This window comes from Parapedobacter lycopersici, from assembly GCF_024643285.1.
GTDB classification, from domain to species: domain Bacteria; phylum Bacteroidota; class Bacteroidia; order Sphingobacteriales; family Sphingobacteriaceae; genus Parapedobacter; species Parapedobacter lycopersici.
In genome coordinates this window covers 220292-239254 of record NZ_JAMSLW010000003.1, presented here as the reverse complement: position 1 = coordinate 239254, position 18963 = coordinate 220292, and the positions used below count along the sequence as shown (strand labels likewise).

The 18963-nt window shown below is 51.9% G+C and carries 19 protein-coding genes; 7 read left to right on the top strand and 12 right to left on the bottom strand.

What is annotated here, in order from left to right; translation table 11 throughout:
• The first annotated feature begins 113 nt into the window (after positions 1 to 113).
• Positions 114 to 1226, top strand: coding sequence for an NAD(P)-binding domain-containing protein (locus NEV57_RS07865; protein WP_257657762.1), 1113 nt, complete (start codon positions 114 to 116; stop codon positions 1224 to 1226).
• Here NEV57_RS07865 and NEV57_RS07860 read toward each other — a convergent pair whose 3' ends face one another.
• The 3 genes from NEV57_RS07860 to NEV57_RS07850 form a co-directional block, all read right to left on the bottom strand.
• Complete coding sequence (locus tag NEV57_RS07860) at positions 1227 to 2870, bottom strand: FMN-binding glutamate synthase family protein (RefSeq protein ID WP_257657761.1); 1644 nt, start codon at positions 2868 to 2870, stop codon at positions 1227 to 1229. It abuts the gene before it with no gap.
• Positions 2871 to 2962: 92 nt separating this feature from the next.
• Positions 2963 to 4282 (bottom strand): acetylxylan esterase, encoded by a 1320-nt coding sequence (locus NEV57_RS07855; protein ID WP_257657760.1) that lies wholly within the window; start codon positions 4280 to 4282, stop codon positions 2963 to 2965.
• Positions 4283 to 4431: 149 nt separating this feature from the next.
• A complete protein-coding gene (locus tag NEV57_RS07850; RefSeq protein ID WP_257657759.1) occupies positions 4432 to 5595 on the bottom strand; it encodes a sialidase family protein in 1164 nt (387 codons plus the stop codon).
• A 491-nt stretch (positions 5596 to 6086) separates the two neighbouring features.
• On the opposite strand from NEV57_RS07850, the gene NEV57_RS07845 reads away from it, so the two are divergent.
• Positions 6087 to 6965: a hypothetical protein gene (locus tag NEV57_RS07845; RefSeq protein WP_257657758.1), complete on the top strand. Its 879-nt coding sequence runs from the start codon at positions 6087 to 6089 to the stop codon at positions 6963 to 6965.
• Positions 6966 to 7033: 68 nt separating this feature from the next.
• Here NEV57_RS07845 and gyrB read toward each other — a convergent pair whose 3' ends face one another.
• Positions 7034 to 8992, bottom strand: a complete 1959-nt coding sequence (gyrB, locus tag NEV57_RS07840; RefSeq protein WP_257657757.1) for a DNA topoisomerase (ATP-hydrolyzing) subunit B — start codon at positions 8990 to 8992, stop codon at positions 7034 to 7036.
• A 168-nt stretch (positions 8993 to 9160) separates the two neighbouring features.
• On the opposite strand from gyrB, the gene NEV57_RS07835 reads away from it, so the two are divergent.
• Positions 9161 to 9760, top strand: coding sequence for an OmpH/Skp family outer membrane protein (locus tag NEV57_RS07835; protein WP_257657756.1), 600 nt, complete (start codon positions 9161 to 9163; stop codon positions 9758 to 9760).
• A gap of 24 nt (positions 9761 to 9784) precedes the next feature.
• On the opposite strand, the gene NEV57_RS07830 is transcribed toward NEV57_RS07835, so the two are convergent.
• Positions 9785 to 11266, bottom strand: a complete 1482-nt coding sequence (locus tag NEV57_RS07830) for a glycoside hydrolase family 130 protein (protein WP_257657755.1) — start codon at positions 11264 to 11266, stop codon at positions 9785 to 9787.
• A 130-nt stretch (positions 11267 to 11396) separates the two neighbouring features.
• Between NEV57_RS07830 and NEV57_RS07825 the strand changes: the two genes are divergently transcribed.
• Positions 11397 to 12299, top strand: a complete 903-nt coding sequence (locus NEV57_RS07825) for a magnesium transporter CorA family protein (protein WP_257657754.1) — start codon at positions 11397 to 11399, stop codon at positions 12297 to 12299.
• Position 12300: 1 nt separating this feature from the next.
• On the opposite strand, the gene tsaB is transcribed toward NEV57_RS07825, so the two are convergent.
• From tsaB to NEV57_RS07800, 5 genes are all read right to left on the bottom strand, one after another.
• Positions 12301 to 13002, bottom strand: coding sequence for a tRNA (adenosine(37)-N6)-threonylcarbamoyltransferase complex dimerization subunit type 1 TsaB (gene tsaB / locus NEV57_RS07820; RefSeq protein WP_257657753.1), 702 nt, complete (start codon positions 13000 to 13002; stop codon positions 12301 to 12303).
• Positions 13003 to 13049: 47 nt separating this feature from the next.
• A complete protein-coding gene (gene yidD / locus NEV57_RS07815) occupies positions 13050 to 13304 on the bottom strand; it encodes a membrane protein insertion efficiency factor YidD (RefSeq protein ID WP_257657752.1) in 255 nt (84 codons plus the stop codon).
• A complete protein-coding gene (locus NEV57_RS07810; protein ID WP_257657751.1) occupies positions 13267 to 13674 on the bottom strand; it encodes a ribonuclease P protein component in 408 nt (135 codons plus the stop codon). Before NEV57_RS07810 ends, yidD begins: the two co-directional genes overlap by 38 nt.
• 63 nt (positions 13675 to 13737) lie before the next feature.
• The gene (gene rpmH / locus NEV57_RS07805; RefSeq protein ID WP_132224529.1) at positions 13738 to 13896 is read right to left on the bottom strand and encodes a 50S ribosomal protein L34; all 159 of its coding nucleotides are present in this window, start codon (positions 13894 to 13896) and stop codon (positions 13738 to 13740) included.
• Positions 13897 to 14056: 160 nt separating this feature from the next.
• Positions 14057 to 14938 (bottom strand): NAD(P)-dependent oxidoreductase, encoded by an 882-nt coding sequence (locus NEV57_RS07800; RefSeq protein ID WP_257657750.1) that lies wholly within the window; start codon positions 14936 to 14938, stop codon positions 14057 to 14059.
• A gap of 126 nt (positions 14939 to 15064) precedes the next feature.
• On the opposite strand from NEV57_RS07800, the gene NEV57_RS07795 reads away from it, so the two are divergent.
• From NEV57_RS07795 to NEV57_RS07785, 3 genes are all read left to right on the top strand, one after another.
• Complete coding sequence (locus NEV57_RS07795) at positions 15065 to 15427, top strand: winged helix-turn-helix transcriptional regulator (RefSeq protein WP_257657749.1); 363 nt, start codon at positions 15065 to 15067, stop codon at positions 15425 to 15427.
• Between the two features lie 54 nt (positions 15428 to 15481).
• A complete protein-coding gene (locus NEV57_RS07790) occupies positions 15482 to 16051 on the top strand; it encodes a GNAT family N-acetyltransferase (protein WP_257657748.1) in 570 nt (189 codons plus the stop codon).
• Between the two features lie 126 nt (positions 16052 to 16177).
• Entirely contained in the window at positions 16178 to 17065 is an 888-nt protein-coding gene (locus tag NEV57_RS07785; RefSeq protein WP_257657747.1) for a ChaN family lipoprotein, read from the top strand.
• Between the two features lie 148 nt (positions 17066 to 17213).
• Here the strand turns inward: NEV57_RS07785 and mscL are convergent, their stop codons facing one another.
• Together mscL and NEV57_RS07775 are read right to left on the bottom strand one after the other, a co-directional pair.
• Positions 17214 to 17624: a large-conductance mechanosensitive channel protein MscL gene (gene mscL / locus NEV57_RS07780; RefSeq protein WP_257657746.1), complete on the bottom strand. Its 411-nt coding sequence runs from the start codon at positions 17622 to 17624 to the stop codon at positions 17214 to 17216.
• A gap of 101 nt (positions 17625 to 17725) precedes the next feature.
• Complete coding sequence (locus NEV57_RS07775) at positions 17726 to 18865, bottom strand: sugar phosphate isomerase/epimerase family protein (RefSeq protein ID WP_257657745.1); 1140 nt, start codon at positions 18863 to 18865, stop codon at positions 17726 to 17728.
• Between the last annotated feature and the right edge of the window lie 98 nt (positions 18866 to 18963).

Genomic DNA, 18963 nt, shown 5'->3' with positions numbered 1-18963 from the left:
GAAATTATCACGGAAGCCGGATTTCTGCACGAACGGGATGGCCGATTGGTGCGACCTGCCGTAATGCAATCTTTGTACTTCGGTATTTTGTTGCTATTTTAGTCACAAAAGATATGGCTTCGCATTCCCATTCATCCCCCGGACAATCGACGCAGGCAATATACAAAACCAATATTGTGGTTATCGGCGCCGGCCAGGCAGGACTGTCTTCGGCTTATCACCTCAGCAAACTGGGTGTCCCGGCCGGCAAGGGTTTTGTCGTACTCGATCAGTCGCCCCGCCCGGGCGGAGCCTGGCAGCACCGCTGGCCGTCGCTTACGCTGAGTACCGTCAACCGCATCCACGACCTGCCGGGCATGCGCTTTGCCGATACGATAGCGGATGGGGACACGACCGTACAGGCCAGTGTGGCGGTACCCCACTATTTCGAGGCGTATGAACGGGCATTTGACCTGCAGGTTTACCGGCCGGTAAAGGTGGTGGTGATCTGTGACCGGGTCGACCGCTTTCGGGTGGAAACCGACCGGGGACTCTTTTCGGCACAGGGCATCATCAATGCTACCGGGACGTGGGAAACACCATATATCCCCGAATACCCCGGTGCCCAGCGATTCCAGGGCACCCAACTGCACACGAAGGATTATCGCTCAGCGGATGCCTTCCTCGGTAAGCACGTAGTAATTGTCGGCGCGGGTATTTCCGCCATACAGTTGCTTGACGAAATCTCCCGGGTAACGACTACCACATGGGTCACGCGGCGGCCTCCGGCATTCCGGGAGGGCTCCTTTACCGAAGAAGACGGCCGCGCAGCCGTGGCAATGGTCGAAGACCGGGTACGGCGCGGGTTGCCCCCCGCTTCCGTCGTGTCCGTCACCGGGCTCCCCCTGACGCCTGCCATCACGGCCATGCAGGCCCGCGGCGTGCTCAACCGGCAGCCCATGTTCAGCGAAATCACCGAACAGGGTGTACGGTGGGCCGATGGCCATACGGTCAATGCAGATGTGATTCTGTGGTGTACCGGCTTCCGGAGCTCGCTTGATCACCTGCTTCCGCTGATGCTGCGCGAACCCAACGGCGGCATCGTCATGGCTGGCAGGCTGGCCACGCAGGTAGCCAAAGATCCGCGCATTCACCTGGTGGGCTATGGTCCCTCCGCCTCCACCATCGGTGCAAACCGTGCCGGTCGTTCGGCGGCCAGCGAGCTGAAGCAACATCTCGGACTGTAACTAACCCGTCATGGGTTTCTTCGCCCAGGCATATTTTTCGAAATCGACATCTTCAAAGCTGGGTTCAAAGGATTCCGCGCGGCTGACCTTCATCAGCAGTTCAAAGGATTTGGGATAGGGCGGCTGCAACAGGCAGCGGCTGGGGATATAGGGATAACTGTCCAGGTACGTTTCAATGCGGCTGGCGGAAACACGTCGATGGATATAAATCCGGTGGATATCATCCGGATGCTTGATGCCGGCAGCTCCCATCAATTCGCCCGCACTCTTTACCGTATCGTGATGGAAGTTGGCAACGCGCACCTTCTTATCGGCCACAACCAGCCCTTTCACGAGTTCCGGGTCCTGCGTCGCTACCCCCGTAGGGCAGGTATTGGTATTGCATTCCAGTGCCTGGATGCACCCCAGTGCCATCATCATGCCCCGGGCGCTGTTGCAGATGTCGGCTCCCAGCGCAAAATACTTGACCAGGTCAAATCCCGTGACAATCTTACCCGATGCGATGATTTTAATATGCTGCTTGAGGCCAAACCCGGTGAGGCAGTCATATACAAAGGCCAGCGCGTCGCGCAACGGCATGCCCACGGAGTTGGAGAATTCCAGGGGCGCCGCGCCGGTACCGCCCTCGCCCCCGTCAACAGTTACGAAATCGGGATAAATACCCGTCTGTATCATGGCCTTGCAAATGGCGACAAACTCGCTTCGGTGCCCAATACAAAGCTTGAATCCCACCGGCTTGCCACCGGAGCGTTCGCGTAGCTGTTTGACGAACTCCAGCAGGCCAATCGGTGTAGTAAATGCACGGTGATAAGGTGGCGAATCCACCTCTTTTCCCTTTTCCACCAACCGGATACGGGCAATCTCTTCCGTTACCTTGGCGGCTGGCAGTATGCCGCCATGACCCGGTTTTGCTCCCTGGGAGAGTTTGATCTCCACCATCTTCACGTGCGGATGCTGTGCCTTTATCTCAAACGCCTCGGGATTGAAGTTCCCATCGGGATGACGGCAGCCGAAATACCCCGTCCCGATCTGCCAGACCAGGTCGCCGCCCCCTGCCAGGTGATAATCGCTCAGGCCGCCTTCTCCGGTGTTGTGGTAAAAGTTGCCGATTTTAGCGCCCTCGCTTAACGCCAGGATCGCATTCTTACTCAGGGAACCGTAGCTCATGGCGGAGATGTTGTACACACTTGACGAGTAAGGCTGCGTGCATTCCGGGCCACCCACCACCACGCGCGGGTGTTCGTTGATCTTAAAGAAATCGAGTGCGTTGATGCTGTGATTGAGCCACTCGTAATTGTTGTCGTATACGTTAAGCTGTGTGCCGAACGGCGTGGTATCCAGCTCGCGCTTAGCCCGCTGGTAAATCAGGCTGCGGTGCAGCCGGTTGAAGGGCCGGCCGGCCGTATCGCTTTCGACAAAATACTGCTGTATTTCCGGTCGGATGCTTTCAAAGAGGTAACGCAACCGGCCGAACAGCGGAAAATTCCGACGGATGGCTTTCCGGGTCTGGATCATATCAACTATCCCCAGCGTCACCAGCGGCAAAACGATAACCAAGCTCCACAGCACGGGTAACCACCACATGCTGACGAGGCCGATTACCGCCAGGATAATGACGGCCCCAAAAAGAAATTTACTGCGCATTTCCCAAATTTGGGAAATTTTAGCCAGTAATCAAAGGCGATACCCGCAGCGCTGTCCCGCTGCCTGAAATCTTTGGGACATTTGTCCGGACATTACCGCCGCAGCTGCGCAACCAGCCACTCCTGCACTTTGATCTGCTGCTCCGGAAACGTCCAATGTCCCGTTTCCTGTACGAGGTAGAGTTCCTTGGGGGCCTTTATCTGATTGTAGGCGGCATAAAATGAGGTGGGCGGACAGGTTTCGTCATTATAGCCCCAGCTGTAAAAGCCGGGTACCTTTACCGAGCGTGCAAAATTGACCACATCATAATAGGCCGACACGGCAATTTTATCGTCTTTGGCCATAAACGGTGCATTCGTTTCGTTGAACATATGCGGCCATCCGCCGGCACGGCCATGAAGGTATCCGGTGAGGTCGCTCAGTGCCGGGTAAAACGAAGCCAGGTACTTCACCCGATTGTCCAATGCTGTCGTAATAATCGCCAGCGCGCCGCCCTGGCTGCCTCCCCAGACGGCCAGGTTGTTGCCGTCGAACTCAGGAAGCGAATAAAGGTAGTCAATGGCACGCACACAGCCCAGGTATACCCGCTTATAGTAATACCGGTCGCGGTCGTCCATATTAAAGAACTGATAGCCCCGGAGCGCGCCGGCACCCAGGTCGTTATAAAGGCCAGTCTCATAGGTTACCGGCATACCGTGGATACCGATCTGCAACGTAATCATGCCTTCCGCTGCCAGCTCAATGAGGCCGGCATAAGGACGGATGCCAGCACCTGGCACCTGGAGCACAGCCGGATATTTTCCGGGCTTTTTCGGGCGCGCGAGAATACCGTATAACCGCGTGCCCAGCTCGTAGTTCTGGATATTAACTTCGTATACATCCACTGTTTCCGTGCCACGCCCGGGAAGCAGGGTCAGTTTTGCATCCATCGGAACCTTAGCAGCCTCGGCTTTGGCGGCATTCCAAAAGGTCCAGAAATCGTTGGGAAGCTGCTGGGTAGGCTGTATGGATTCCGGTGCAAAGGCGGCCGTGGCAAATCCCCGGTAATCCGCACCGTCAACCGTGACACGCACTTCACACCGCAGAAAACCCGGGGTGTCCAGCGTGGCTTTTTTGCCTACCACGACGGTACCGGAAGACAAGGTGGCTTCACCCGATTGGGTGGGTGGCATTTTTTCCAGTCCGATCCGGTAGCTAACGGTCGCATTTTCAACCGGCACCTGATGCTTCAATACAGTCACTTCAAAGGAAGCTTCCTCCCCCAGCGCGTAGGTCCAGTCTGCCTTATTAGGGGTTACCAGTACCTGGATCAACTGGGCGGAACGCGACTGGGTTTGCGCAACACCCCATAAAGAAAGGAAAAGCAGCCCGCAGGTAGCGGTAAACATACGGATGAATACAATTCTGTTCATGGTTATAAAATTGGTGGTTAAAGACGATTACGATCTCCATGCGAATATAAAAAAACCATTGTCAAATGCGGCATGTTGTTTGTGTTTGGCGATGCCGCCATGTTACTTAGTACCTACACATTACCACGATGAATGCATACGTACAATGGTTAAATGCCCGAAGGATCAAGTACAACATGCTTGATTGACCTTCTGTTGTATGTATAGGTAATGTGTACGTACCCATCGGATGCCTGTATAACTGCCGGATAAGCATAGCCATCTTCGACGGGTTCATTTTCAAGGGTCATTACCGGTGTCCAGTCCTTTCCATCCGCCGACACGGCCACGTTGAGGATGTTCCGGTCTTTAGGTTCTTCTCCCTCTTTCGTGGAGTGGTTGTATACCAGCAGCTGCCGACCGTCACGCAATGTCACCGCATCCGTCCCTGAATTCGGATTAGGCAGGTCCATGGCGGTCATCGCACTCCACGTGCGACCCTGATCGTCCGACCAGCTTTCTGCCAGCACCCCCTGCCGTGTACGGCAGATCACCTGAAGCCTGCCGCCGGGATACGTGAGTATACTGGGCTGAATGGCATCAAATTCAACACCATCATTAATCGGCCCTACCACTTCCCAGGTACGTCCCAGGTCTTTGCTGATCTCAAAATAAACCCGCCAGTCCTGGTCCGCCCCGTCTCCTTTCGGATATTCGATACTTGTTGGACTGATAATCGTCCCATCATCCAGCTGTATCGGTTTATTTTTTATCGGCCCCAGCAATGATCCGATCTTCGGGTCTTCCCCCAGTTTCCGCGGTTCGGACCACGATCGTCCGTTATCCGACGAAGTCATTACCATGCCCCACCAGGTTTGCGGTCCGGGACCAATCTTATAAAATAACATCAGGTCTCCGCCTTCGGGTTGAAACAACACCGGATTCCAGCAGGGATACCGGAGTGTGTCGCTTTGGATGCCGTTAGCGGCTTCCTGAGCCCTTGTCCATTTTCCGTCCACCAATCTCGAAATCCAGATGCCCACATCATTATTGCCTTCATGGGTACCGGCAAAAAAAGCGGCGACCATACCGTCCGGTGTTTCCACGATGGTCGAAGCATGACTTTGTGGAGCAGGCCTATTGTCCAGCGAATAAATCAGCTCACCCCGCAGGTAAGCGCTATTAGTTGAATCCACCAGCGCGGGAAGATGGTACCGTCCGGTGATATCGTTTGGCGGATCTGTCTTGTCCGATGGGGTACCTGAACACGATGAGAAAACGGCCGCCATAAACAGCCCCATGATAAAGAGATCGTTTTTATCCTTCCTATTCATTTTTGACATGTTTAGTGCAAAAAAGGTTTATCAAACTGCAATATACTATTTTAAACAACATAACCGGTCAGCCCCTCCATGAGTCATATGCCAGCACGATTTGCATCTCATTGAAACGCAGCCGATTTGGGATTAAGGATGTAAACCATTACCTTTGGTTCAGCAACTAAACGTAACCTATTTCTGCTGATTGATTTGACCTGGCAAAAGCATACCGGTACGGGACCGGGTGGATATGCTGCCCGCACCTTCTTCGGAGTGAGTCCAGGGTGAGTCCATAGTGAGTCCAGGGTGAGTCCAGTTTTCATCGATAAATACCTGGACTCATGCCGGATGCACGATAGCCGGACGACTGATTGACCCCGAAGCAGGTGACAAGACACTGTGGTGGGGGATACAAGCCCGGCAGGGCCGTACGGTGGGATGTTGGCATGCGTAGAGGATAAACCAAAATAGCAAAACCTAATCATATTACACAATAGTATTTCATTATGGCTATACAAGACAGAAAAGGCAAGATCCATGGCAAGCTGAATAACACCGTATACCGGACAGCCGGAGATAAACAGATCATGCAGGTAATGCCGGGCCGGGTAAAGCAAACCCTGGCTACGAAATTAAATGCACTGGAATTTGGGCTGGCAAGTACCCAGGCACGGGCACTCCGGGAGGTTATGCGCCCCTTCTACGACGAATGCGACAGCAAAATGTCATTGCGGTTAAATGCCGCAGTAGCGGCCTGTATACGGGCATCCGGGAAGGAGATCGGGGAGCGCGATCTGCACGATGCGGACCTCCAGCCCCTCGTCGGGTTTCCGTTCAATACGGACGCGCCATTTGAACGGCTGGTTTCCGTAAAGCCCTTCGTTGAGCGTATGCCGGATGGGGAGTTCCGGTTTTCGCTCCCGACGTTCAACATCCTGAAAGACATTGCTTATCCAACGGACAGCCCGCGGATGGACCTGGAGTTTACCATCGCCATCGTCGCATTTCACTTTCGGGAAAAGGTAGGATACATGTGGTTAATTGATCATGCCAGCTTTCCGTTCGCTAACCAGGATAAGCAGGCGGAAATTAACTGGATCAGCCGTAGGCAACTGCCGGCCGGCGCCATCGCTTTCGTGGTGTTCTCGTTACGTTACGCTTCCATGAACTGGCTGAACCAGCGGATACCCACCACGAATAAATGCTTCTATCCAACCATTATCCTGGATGCCTTCCACATCACGGCGGAAATGGCAATAACACAGGAAAACAATCCGGCATTTGACGGGCCTGTTGGCGAGGAGATCGAAATCCACAGCAATACAACGCAGATTTTAAAGGACATCGCACAGCTCAGGACAAAAGTGAGTCCCGTCCGCAAATAGCCGAAACACGATTGGGTATCCAAAAGAGGTACCTGCACGGGCAGGCGGTCGAGAAATTATAACAGGATCTACGTATCGATCTTGGCGTACTTCGCATTGCGCTCGATGAACTCCCGTCTGGGAGCCACTTCATCGCCCATCAGCATCGAGAAGATGTGATCGCATTCCGCGGCATTTTCGATGGTTACCTGGCGCAGCGTCCGTGTTTCGGGATTCATGGTGGTTTCCCAAAGCTGTTCGGCGTTCATCTCACCCAAGCCTTTGTAGCGCTGTACATGCACGCTGTCTTCCTTACCTGTTCCCTTGAGGCGCTGGATAGCGGCATCCCGCTGATCATCGTTCCACGCATATTGCTGCTCCTTACCCTTTTTCACCAGGTAAAGCGGCGGTGTGGCGATATATACGTAGCCATTTTCGATCAGCTCCTTCATGTAGCGGAAGTAGAACGTCAGGATCAGCGTGGTAATATGCGACCCGTCCACGTCAGCATCCGTCATGATGATGATCCGGTGGTAGCGGAGTTTCTCCAGGTTCAGCGCTTTGCCGTCCTCCTCGGTGCCTACGCTGACGCCCAGGGCGGTAAACATGTTCTTGATTTCCTCGTTTTCGTAGATTTTGTGCTCCATGGCCTTCTCCACGTTGAGGATCTTACCCCGCAGGGGAAGGATTGCCTGGAATTCGCGGTCGCGGCCCTGTTTGGCCGTACCACCCGCGGAGTCCCCTTCCACGAGGTAAATTTCGCATTTTGCCGGATCGTTGTTGGAGCAGTCGGCCAGTTTACCGGGCAAACCACTGCCACCCATCACGTTCTTACGCTGTACCATATCACGGGCCTTGCGTGCAGCTGCACGAGCCTGTGCGGCAAGCGCTACCTTCTGGACGATGGCCTTGGCTTCACGGGGATTCTCCTCAAGGTAGATCCCCAGGATCTCCCCTACGGCGATATCCACGGCTCCCATCACCTCGTTGTTGCCCAGTTTGGTCTTCGTCTGCCCCTCGAACTGCGGTTCGGCAACCTTCACGGAAATCACGGCGGTAAGTCCTTCCCGGAAGTCATCGCCGGTGATTTCCACCTTCAGGTTTTTAAGTAAACCGGATTTGTCGGCATACGACTTCAGCGTGCGGGTCAGTCCCCTGCGGAAGCCGGCGACATGGGATCCACCTTCGATTGTGTTGATATTATTGACGTAGGAGTGTACGTTTTCCGAATAGGTATCGTTGTATTGCAGCGCAAGCTCCACCGGGATTCCCTGTTTTACCCCCTCCACATAAATCGGCTCCGGAATGAGCGGCTGGCGGGTACCATCCAGGTATTTCACAAACTCTTTAAGTCCGCCCTCGGAAAAGAAAACGTCCTTCTTAAACGATCCGTCAGGCTGATCTTCGCGTTCATCCATCAATGTAAGCCGGATACCCTTGTTCAGGAAAGCCAACTCACGCAGGCGGGTTGCCAGCGTATCGTAGTTATACACCGTGGTTAAACTGAAAATCTCCGGATCCGGGTGGAAGGTCACCTTCGTCCCCGTGCGTTCGCTCTCGCCGATCGTTTTTACATCATACATCGGCTTACCCCGCTCATACTCCTGCTTGAATATTTTCCCCTCCCGGTACACCTCGGCAATCAGCAAAGTGGATAAGGCGTTCACGCAGGACACCCCTACACCGTGAAGGCCGCCGGATACCTTGTAGGTATCTTTATCGAATTTGCCGCCCGCATGCAGCACCGTCATGACGAGCTCAAGGGCGGATTTATTTTCTTTTTTGTTGATACCAGTGGGGATACCCCGGCCGTTATCTTCAACTGAAATGGCGTTATCCTTATGGATAACAACCTGAATATCATCACAGTAACCTGCTACAGCTTCGTCAATGGAGTTATCAACCACTTCGTATACCAAATGGTGGAGTCCTTTGACACCGGTATCGCCAATATACATCGAAGGCCGCTTACGTACGGCCTCCAGTCCTTCCAATACCTGTATGTTATCTGCTGAATAAGTAGATTTGGTTTTGTTTTCTTCGCTCATTATCATTCTGAAATTCGATGCCCAAAAATACACAAAAACAACGGTAAATCCAAACCTTTACCCCGGCATAATAACCCTGGATAATCCCCGTTAAAAAGGAGGACAAAAAACAGAAAATGCTGGATTTTTTCTTAGGTTTGTGCTTTAAATCAGAAAAAGACAGAAAACATGAACAACGCATCCGCATTGATTACCAGAACTGGCGTATTCGCCGTGCTCGCCGCCGCGGTCATATCCTGCAACAACCAGGGAACGGCACCGTCCGCCGCATCAGCCAGCCGTGATTCCACGCAGGCAAATACGGAAAAGATCGTCTATGTAAATGCCGACACCCTGCTTGAAAAATACGAATACTTCAAAGATGTACGCACCCGGCTGGAAGACAAGGCCAAGAAAGCACAGGCCGACCTGCAATCGCGTAGTACAGCCTTCCAGCGTGAGGTGGCTGACTACCAGCAAAAGGCAGCAACCATGAGTGCTGCCGACCGGCAAAGCACTGAAGAGCGGCTCGCCCGTAAGCAGGATGAACTTGCCCGTCACAACCAGAATGCCAGCACATCGTTTGCCCAGGAAGAAGCGGCAGAAAACGAAAAGCTGTATTCACGGATTACGGATTACCTGAAAAAACACGCCAAGGAAAACGGGTATAAAATGGTGCTCTCCTACTCTACGGCCAATCCAGCGGTACTGTATGCAGATGAGAGCCTGGAAATCACCAACGAAGTGCTCCAAGCGCTGAATACGGTTTACAAAAACGAAAAGAAATAAAATAACGCCGGGCCCGGCGGCACCTCAGCCCCGGGCCAACAGGTGTTCCAGCAGTTCGTTCACGTCGACAACGGCATACGTTGAGGCATAATCGGACATCGCATAGGGAATAATCAGCTTGCCTTCGTGTATATAAGCTCCGCAGGAGTATACTACATTGGGAACATACCCTTCCCGTTCTACTTTATTGGGCGTAAGCAGCGGTTGCTTGAGGCGTCCGATTTCCCGCTCTGGATTCTCCAGGTCAAGCAGGGAAGCCCCCAATACATATTCGCGCATGGGACCCACGCCATGGGTGATCACGAGCCACCCGGCGGGCGTTTCCAGCGGTGATCCGCAATTGCCCATCTGCACCAGTTCCCAGGGTTGGTCCGGCGTCTGGATGAGTTTAGCTTCACGCCATACGTTGACGCTGTCGGAGTAAGCGATGTAGTTGTTCACGCCATCAATCCGGCATAACATGGCGTATTTTCCGTTGACCTTGCGTGGAAAGAGCGCCATCCCCTTGTTCTGCGCAATGTAACCATGCACGGGCATCACTTTGAAATGCCGGAAATCCTCGGTCTCCAGCAACTTCGGCAGAATGGATATGCCATCGTACGCTGTATAGGTAGCGTAATAGGTAGCCTTTCCCCGGTCGTCGGTAAACCGGACGAACCGGGCGTCTTCGATCCCGTTTTTTTCCGTTTCGGCAATGGGGAAAATAACCCGCTCGCAAACGGCGGTATCTGCCGAGAATGTCATTTCATAATGCGATGAAGCCAGCCACCTGACCTCCTGCAAAAATGCCAGGTTTTCCTGCCGTGGTTCCAGCTTGACCTGCACCTCCCTGAGCGCCTGCTTCAGCTCCTCATAGGTAAAGGCATCCTGAAGCTGGTCACTGATGATCTCGTAGGCCTCATCGTTGCGGTAACCGCTGTCGCTCCACATTTCCCGCAGCTTGCGGAGAAACGAACGCTTGTGATAGGTGTGGTTCTTGACATGCTCGGGAACTTCCAGCATTTTACCGGGGTTGTCGATCTCGATATTCAGCCGCTCATCGAGTATGCCCTGCCGGAATACAATGGACGAAATATGTCCCTCGCCGGTAGCCCGGAAACTGATAATGATCCGCTTTTGTCCGGGAGCCAGCTGGTCCTGATCGGGGTGCAGGACAATCGACGGGTTAAAAAATGCCGCTGCCTCAATGGAATACTCCATGGTAAAATAAGCACCGATCAGCAGTTTCAGGTGCTCGGGTAATTTTGACGGATCAATTTCCATCTGCTCCATGAGTGGAGTCAACCGCTTGAAATGATTTACAAATATCCGCTGGATACTGCGATGCCTGGTGGAGTATTTGCGCTGCACCTGGCTGAGTACTTCGCGCTGCCGCTGGTCGGTGAGTGCCATAACGGCCTTGATCAGGCGCTTCGCACGTTCATCTCCGGCAAATAGGTAGCGTGCGATGACCCGGCTGGAGTCCGGTTGGAAAATCTGCTTCTTTCTGACTATCGTTACTGGCATGTATCTTGTCTTGTTCCCGGTGGCAGTACCGTCATTTACAACAAAAAAAAGACTTTTATCAGAAAAAGCATCGCAAAAGTCGAGTTTTTTTTAGACATTCGGTTCATTTCACGATTTAACGCGACCGGCTATGATCCAATCCTTTGCTTCAAAAGACCAAAACGGGTTCGACTGGGTTGATCTATCGTCACCGAGCGATGAGGAAATTAACCAGATAGCGACCCGGTTCCAGTTGCACGAGGCTTCCATCAAGGACTGGATGCAGCCCGATCACCTGCCCAAGTATGAGCTGTTTGACCATTATACGTTCGTGATTTTCCGGTTATTGGACAGTCGACCGGTCCACGAGGCAGACACGATACAGGAACTCACCAATAAAATTGCCATCTTCTTCAATGAGTCGTACCTGATTACGGTACACAAAAAGGAACATCCACTTATTGAAACGGTGAAAAGCAAACGCATTGATTCCGGCACGTGCGATAATGTGCTGCACCTGCTGAACACCTTGATCCGGGAGTCGATACTGACGTTTGACTTATCCAGCGTTAAGCTGTCGGAAACACTGGATTATTACGAGGAGCGGGTGTTTCTGCGGCAGCAGAAATCGCCTATATTACGCGGACTTTATTTTGTAAAACGTAAAATCGATGTTATCCGGAAGATCCTGCTGCTGTCTTATGAAATCATCGATAATATCGATACCCCCGAACAGAGCACCGCATATACGCGCGACCTCCGCGACCTGTATATCCGCACACAGACATTTTTCGACAACCTTTCGGAGAATACCGCACAATTGCTATCGCTCTATTTCTCGATTTCCTCGCAACGCACCAACGAGACCATGCGCGTGCTGACGGTTTTTTCCGTTTTTTTCATGCCACTTACCTTTATTGTAGGCGTATACGGAATGAACTTCAAGTTTATGCCTGAACTGGCGTGGCCGTATGGTTATCCGGCGGTCATGGCGCTGATGCTGGGACTCTCGATTGCTATTTACTTTTGGTTTAAGCGGAAAGGGTGGTTATAATTCATTTCTGCCGCGGCGCCGTGGCAACAAAATCTTTCAGGTAATCGGGCTCAAAATAAGCGACGTCAACGAAATCGCCGGCCTGCCAAGCGGCATAAGCCAGCGCACTCATGTGGCTCGCCGAATTCTTAAACCCGGGAATAACGGTAATATGACGATGACCGGCAAACAGCTCTTCGAATTTTTCTGCCCCGCTGCCAAACAGCAGAATTTCCCCCGTATCTTCGAACTCGTCAAACGACGATGCATCAATGATGCGGGCACCGGTTGGCTGGGTGATGTCGAGCTGTGGGCTGTACATGGCCGAATATACTTCCATCCGGCGCGCATCAATCATGGGGCACAGCTTCGTTTCCGGCCGGACAAGGCTGGGGTTCTGTTCGGCAAAACCGGACGCCATGGCGGTCAACGTACTGATGCCGATCAGCGGCAGATCAGCCGCATAACAGAATCCCTTGGCCGCGGATACACCGATACGCAGTCCGGTATACGAGCCCGGGCCCTTGCTTACCGCCACCGCCTGCAGATCGGCGAAAGAAAGACCCGCTTCAGCCAGTAGCTCGCTGACGAGCAGGGTCAGCCGGCTGGCATGCACATTAGGCTCATCGATGTCGCGGAAGGCAATGGTCTGGCCATTGACGGAAAGTGCGGCGGAGCATACCTGCGTGGCCGTTTCAAGCTGAAGAATATGATTTGCGGACATGGTGCGAAGGTAGGGATTTTTTGTGACCCATAACCGGGGATTGGTGGTCAGGGTACAGGATCATGGCCATGCCCGCCCCAGGGATGACAGCGGGAGATCCGCTTCAGTGTAAGCCAGCCACCGCGGAAAGGGCCGTATTTGCGGATGGCTTCCAGCCCGTATTGCGAACAGGTGGGTGTGAAGCGGCACGATGCAGCGAACATTGGCGACAATAGCAGCTGATAGGCGCGGATGAGCACCAGAAAAATGCTGCCCAAAGCGGCCTTAATGAGTTTCTCCCATATGAATCTGAGCGCTTTCATGCTGTAATCTTCGCAATACATCCGTCATCCGTGCAAACAACAGCGGATAATCCAGCAATTCATTTGCCGCATATTGAATGGCCAGCGTCAACGTAAACGGCAGCGATTCGATGTGCGGGTACAACAACTCCGGTTTCTGTATCCGGTAGGCCTCGCGCATACGCCGTTTTAGCACATTGCGCTGGACGGCATGCCGGAAACGCCGCTTCGGTACAGTAAACAGTACCTGAACCGGGTATTCCTGTTTATCCGCCGGACGGAACGTTACCCGATAGGGGTATATAAAAAAAGAAGAACCATCGTGGAAAAGGCTGTCAATCAACCTTTTGCTACACAATCGTTCTCCTTTGGTAAATGTATGCTTTCTCATTATCGATGACGTACCCCGAAACCGGTAAGGCTCCGGATGCAAGCGATCACCGGTAATGCAACATTAGGATTTGTGGCGCCCCTCGTCCGATACGGAAAGACGTTTCCGGCCTTTTGCCCTGCGGGCTGCCAATACGCGACGGCCGTTGGCTGTGCTCATGCGTTCGCGAAACCCGTGCTTATTTCTTCTTTTCCGTTGCGATGGCTGAAATGTTCTCTTCATGACGCTATTCTATTTTTATTGTATTCTTAAACAGGAGTGCAAATGTACGGTTTAATCGGACAAATATCAAATTTATCTAAAAATTAACAGTGCGATCAGCGCTTCCCTGTTTTTCATGGTCCGCGACTTGACATCAGCGTCAAAAACCGCAGCTGTCCAATCAGCTTTCCTGTTGCCCTATGACGTTGATAATCGCTGCCAGTTCTTTATTTTCCAGGCCATCCTGCCGGGCTTTCTCCAAAATGCCCGCCAATGCCCCGGGAAACCCGTTCATTACATTTAAATTTTGGAAAGCGGCAGCTATTCGCTGGGTTGCTGCAACACTTATCGCCAACGGACTTTGCGAAACACGGAAGTCGCCTTTTGAAATCACACCGATCTCATGCTTAAAAAAATCCGTAAAACCAGGTGTAACTTCCCCAATCAGGTTGCTGTAATCTGTTAAGTCCAAACCGTATGCCTGTGATAGTTTTACCCCATAAATCAATCCCACGTAGGAACCATACAGCCAGGTGAGGCTTGCCAGGTCCATCGCCGAAGAAGCAGCCGCCTTTGCGCCGAGGTATTTCAGGTTACCGCCGAGAATCTGCAGCGCAGCTTTACTCTGCCGGTAGGCATTTTCATCCCCGGACAGCAATACGGTCGTTGTTTCAAGGCCCATTTGATCAGGTGCCACCTGTAAGGCGCCATTGATGTACTTGCCTCCGTAACCGGAAAGCAATTTCTCTAATTTATCCGCTTCCAACGGGCTTCCGGTGGTCAGGTTAATAAGCACCTTTCCGTTGAGCACATTTTTGTCGGTTAATTTTTCAAGCAGCCCGCTTACCGCATCGTTGTCGGAAACACAAACAACACTGATCGTGCTGGCTTTAATGGCATCAGAGGCAGTTTTGGTAACTGCTGCCTGTGTCAGTCCCTTTGCTTTGCTATCGCTACGGTTCCAGACACTGACCTCATAGCCAGCCGCTATATACAGTTGCGCTATTTTCATTCCCATTTGTCCCAGTCCCAAAACGGATATCCTGTTCGATTTTTGTTCCATTGCTGTAATTTTATGTGATAAGATAGGGCAAATTTCGCCTATCGGACCAGGCGGAACAATAACCGAAAAAAGATTCGGCATAGAAGAGTCCCAAGATTGGCTTATTTTTGTGTAAAGTCCAATTGCATGTACAAAAGAAAAATGGAAGAAGACCTGGACTGCGGTATCCGGGTTGCGTTGAAACTTTTCGGCGGAAAATGGAAGCTTTGCATCATTGACGCCATAAACAAAGGTATCGTACGGCCCGTAGAAATTCATAAAAGCATCTCCAACTCCACCCTCCGGGTGATTGAAATGCAGCTGGCGGAACTGCTGCATTTTGGACTTGTGGATAAATGTGCAGAAGACGTATATCCCAAAAAAACAGCTTACCAGCTTACCGAACTGGGGGAAAGTATGCTTCACATCCTTGCCCAGATTGATCACTGGGGAAACGAGCACTCCGATTATGTAAAAGAAAAGCAACAGTTGCTGGAAGAAGAAGCTTAACTGCCTTTGACCTATTTCCGTTCGTTGATTTATAAACATGAACCATCAAATTGTATGCACATAAGAAAAGCAGCACCCGATGATGCCGGCGTTATTTCCGATTTGCTGCTATTGGCCATGGAAGAGATCGTTTCTGCATTTATAGGAGAAAAATCGAATAAGAAAGCCCGTCTGTTCCTCAAGAGCCTGATAAGTAAGAAAGCCAATCAATACTCGTATGAAAACTGCTGGGTGGCCGAAAATGCCGACGGGCCGATAGCGGCAGCTATTGTTTATGAGGGTGCCAGGCTGAAGGAACTGAGGGACCCGGTTATCCGGGAAATAAAAAAACGGTTCAATAACGACTTTTTTTATGAAGATGAAACCCAGGCCGGCGAGTTTTATATCGATAGCATCGGAGTGAACCCCACGCAGCAAGGCAAGGGCGTCGGTTCGAATATGCTCCGTTTTCTGATCGGGGAATATGTGGAAAAAAGGAAACAGACCCTCGGTTTACTGGTGGATGAAAATAATCCCAATGCCAAACGGCTGTACCTGCAATTGGGTTTTGTACCCGTGGGTCGAAAAACACTGGCAGGCAAAAAAATGGAACACCTCCAACGAAGTCCGGCCATGCTTAGCTAAAACGACATGCAGTTGTTTATCCGGCATTAACATAGCAGCCGCATTGCAAAACAATTAAACCAATCACAGCCGCAGTTTGTCCTGAAAACTAATACGGTTTGCTGCACAAACCCGTATCTTCGCAGCATGAACATACGTCAACAACTCCTTACCATCGCTTTCGCGACGACGTTTACCGCCGTTGCGCACGCACAGACTGACAGTGTGCTGTACCGTGTCTTTGACACGCAGGCAGAAAAAGAAATCAGCCTGTCCGAACTGGTGGGTTCGCTGCAACACACCGATGTGTTATTTTTTGGAGAAGAACATAACGATTCAGTGGCCCATGCGCTGCAGTATGACGTGCTTAAGGCAATGGACGAGCGCTACGAAACCGTTGCCCTATCCATGGAGATGCTGGTGAGTGACGATCAGCTGGTGCTCAATGAATACCTTGGGGGACTGATTACGGAACGCAATTTCAGTAAAGATGCCGTATTATGGAATAATTACGCGGACTACCGTCCTGCGGTGGAATACGCCAAAGCGCATCACCTGAAAGTACTGGCCGCCAATGCACCAAGCCGTTACACCAACCGGGTGACGCGTGAGGGACTGGGGAGCCTTGACACGCTGGACGAAGCCGCCAAAATGCTGCTGGCGCCGTTGCCTATTGACACCCTAACCGGCGCCTATTACGAAAAATTCAACGGATTGATGGGCGAACATGGCAGCGGAATGGCCAACATGAAGATCTACCAAAGCCAGAGCCTCTGGGATGCTACCATGGCTTACCGCATCAGCCAGCTGGCCAAACGGACACCCGCGGTCAAGATTTTACACCTGAACGGCCGCTTTCATAGCGATGAAAAACTCGGTACGATTGCCCAGCTGGCCAAATATGCTGCTACGCTGCGGGTAAAGAATATTTCCTGCTTTCCGCACGAAGGCTTTGATAAGCCCCAATGGGAAACTTTCCGCCACCTAGGGGATTATGTGATTATTACCAATCCGGACGTGAAACGGACATTTTAACCGGATAATCGCCCGTTCAGCGGCCAGCGCTGCGCAGCTATAGCACGAGAAGGGTGCGGCAAACTGATTCCTAGTTTGCCCCACCCTTCTCGATTTATTAACCTTACCCGTCCACAAAACACGGTCCGGTTTTCCCGTAAGCTGCCGGTTACTGTTTTGCGCGAAGCGCGTCTCTTATTTCAGTAAGCAGTACCTCTTCCTTGCTCGGCGCCGGCGGAGCGGCGGGAGCAGCCTCTTCCTTACGTTTGAGGGAATTAATGCCTTTGATCACTAAGAAAATACAGAATGAAACGATTAAAAACTGGATAACTACATTGATGAAGTTACCATAGGTAATAGCTACTTCAGCAACCCCGCCGGCTTCGTCCGCGGCTTTAAGTACATATTTCAACTGCGAAAAATCAATACCGCCGGTGACGTAACCAATGGGTGGCATAATGATGTCATCAACCAGCGAGGTAACGATTTTACCAAAAGCAGCGCCGATGACTACACCCACGGCAAGATCTACCACGCTTCCCCGCATGGCAAACTCTTTGAATTCCTTTAAAAATCCCATAAATGATCAGTTTAAAATTCGTTAATTATTAATTCGTAGATCTAAATTGCGCAATTTTACAATGCAAACCAATTTTTTTTCTCCTGTGCCCCTGTAGTTACTCACAGTTGGTCAACCGTCCGTACAGGGATGTCGCGCGCATTGGGCCGGAGCAGGGGTTTCACACCTCCGTGGGTGTAGCCGCCTGTGGCATCCAGCTCCCATAGCATCGGACTCAGAAAACCCACTGCGGCCCGGAAACCCTGTATAATAGCTCCCTGATTACCGGTATCTTTCGAATTCCGCGCTTCGTTTTCGATTTCATAGGGACCGGTAAATCCTTTTTCGGTTAACTGCGAAACAAACGCCCGCCAATCCAGGTCATCAGATCCACCGAAACCGGGCAGCATTGCCTCGTAATGATGCCGGTTCCAGGCGTTTGCCGGGATGGATACGCCTGCTGCTGCAGCCAAACCTGCATCAACCGACTGCATTGGATACATCCCACCCCAATCCGTGCGTGCAGTTGTTTTTAGGTTACGGGTTGCCTTGACGTGAATCCGGTGGATGCGGGACATATCGCTCTGTGCAATCACTTCTACCGGATCCGTATGCTGCCAGACGTCATGGGACGGATCGTAAATTTCGCCGTGTGCACGGCTTGGGATAAGGGCATACATCAATTTTCGGGCGGCCAGCACACCGGGGAGGTTATTATAGGTGGAAGTATAAGCGGCAGAGCGCCATCCTTCCATTGGACAGTTCTCGTATAGTACCGTTACCCCCAGGTCCTCGGCATACCGGATAATCGGAGTAAACACCCGCCGGTATTCATCCAGATTTTTCTGGAACCCATTTTCCTGGTTTCCAAGCTCATGATTATACCCAACAAACGTACCTACTTTCACGTCGTTGGCATCACCCCCCAGCAGGTATGCCATCCGGATCAGTTTCAATAAATGATTCTGGTTACGGATCCGTTCGGCAGGATCGCCACCGATCAGGTTTTCAAAAGCGCCCAGCGAGAGCCGGAGGCCGGAGGCATTAAACTGGTCCAACACCCGCGCGGCATCGTCGGGTGAGAACCCTTCATATTCCAGGTGGGTAGCGGTATGGTCGCTGCGGGTGCCATCACGTCGAAATACACACAGGTCTATTCCCTGTACCCCTATTTTCTCTGCGGTGGCAATCAGTGCGTGCAGGGGCAATTGATCAAAAGCCGAGCTCATTGCCCATATCGGATTATCTGGTTTCTTATCCATTAGGGTTGTTATGCTTGGTCCGTTAAAGACCGATACTACCGGATGCTTCCTTATGATCGGACGGCCTGAAATAAAAAAAGGCTGTCGGGTAAGACAGC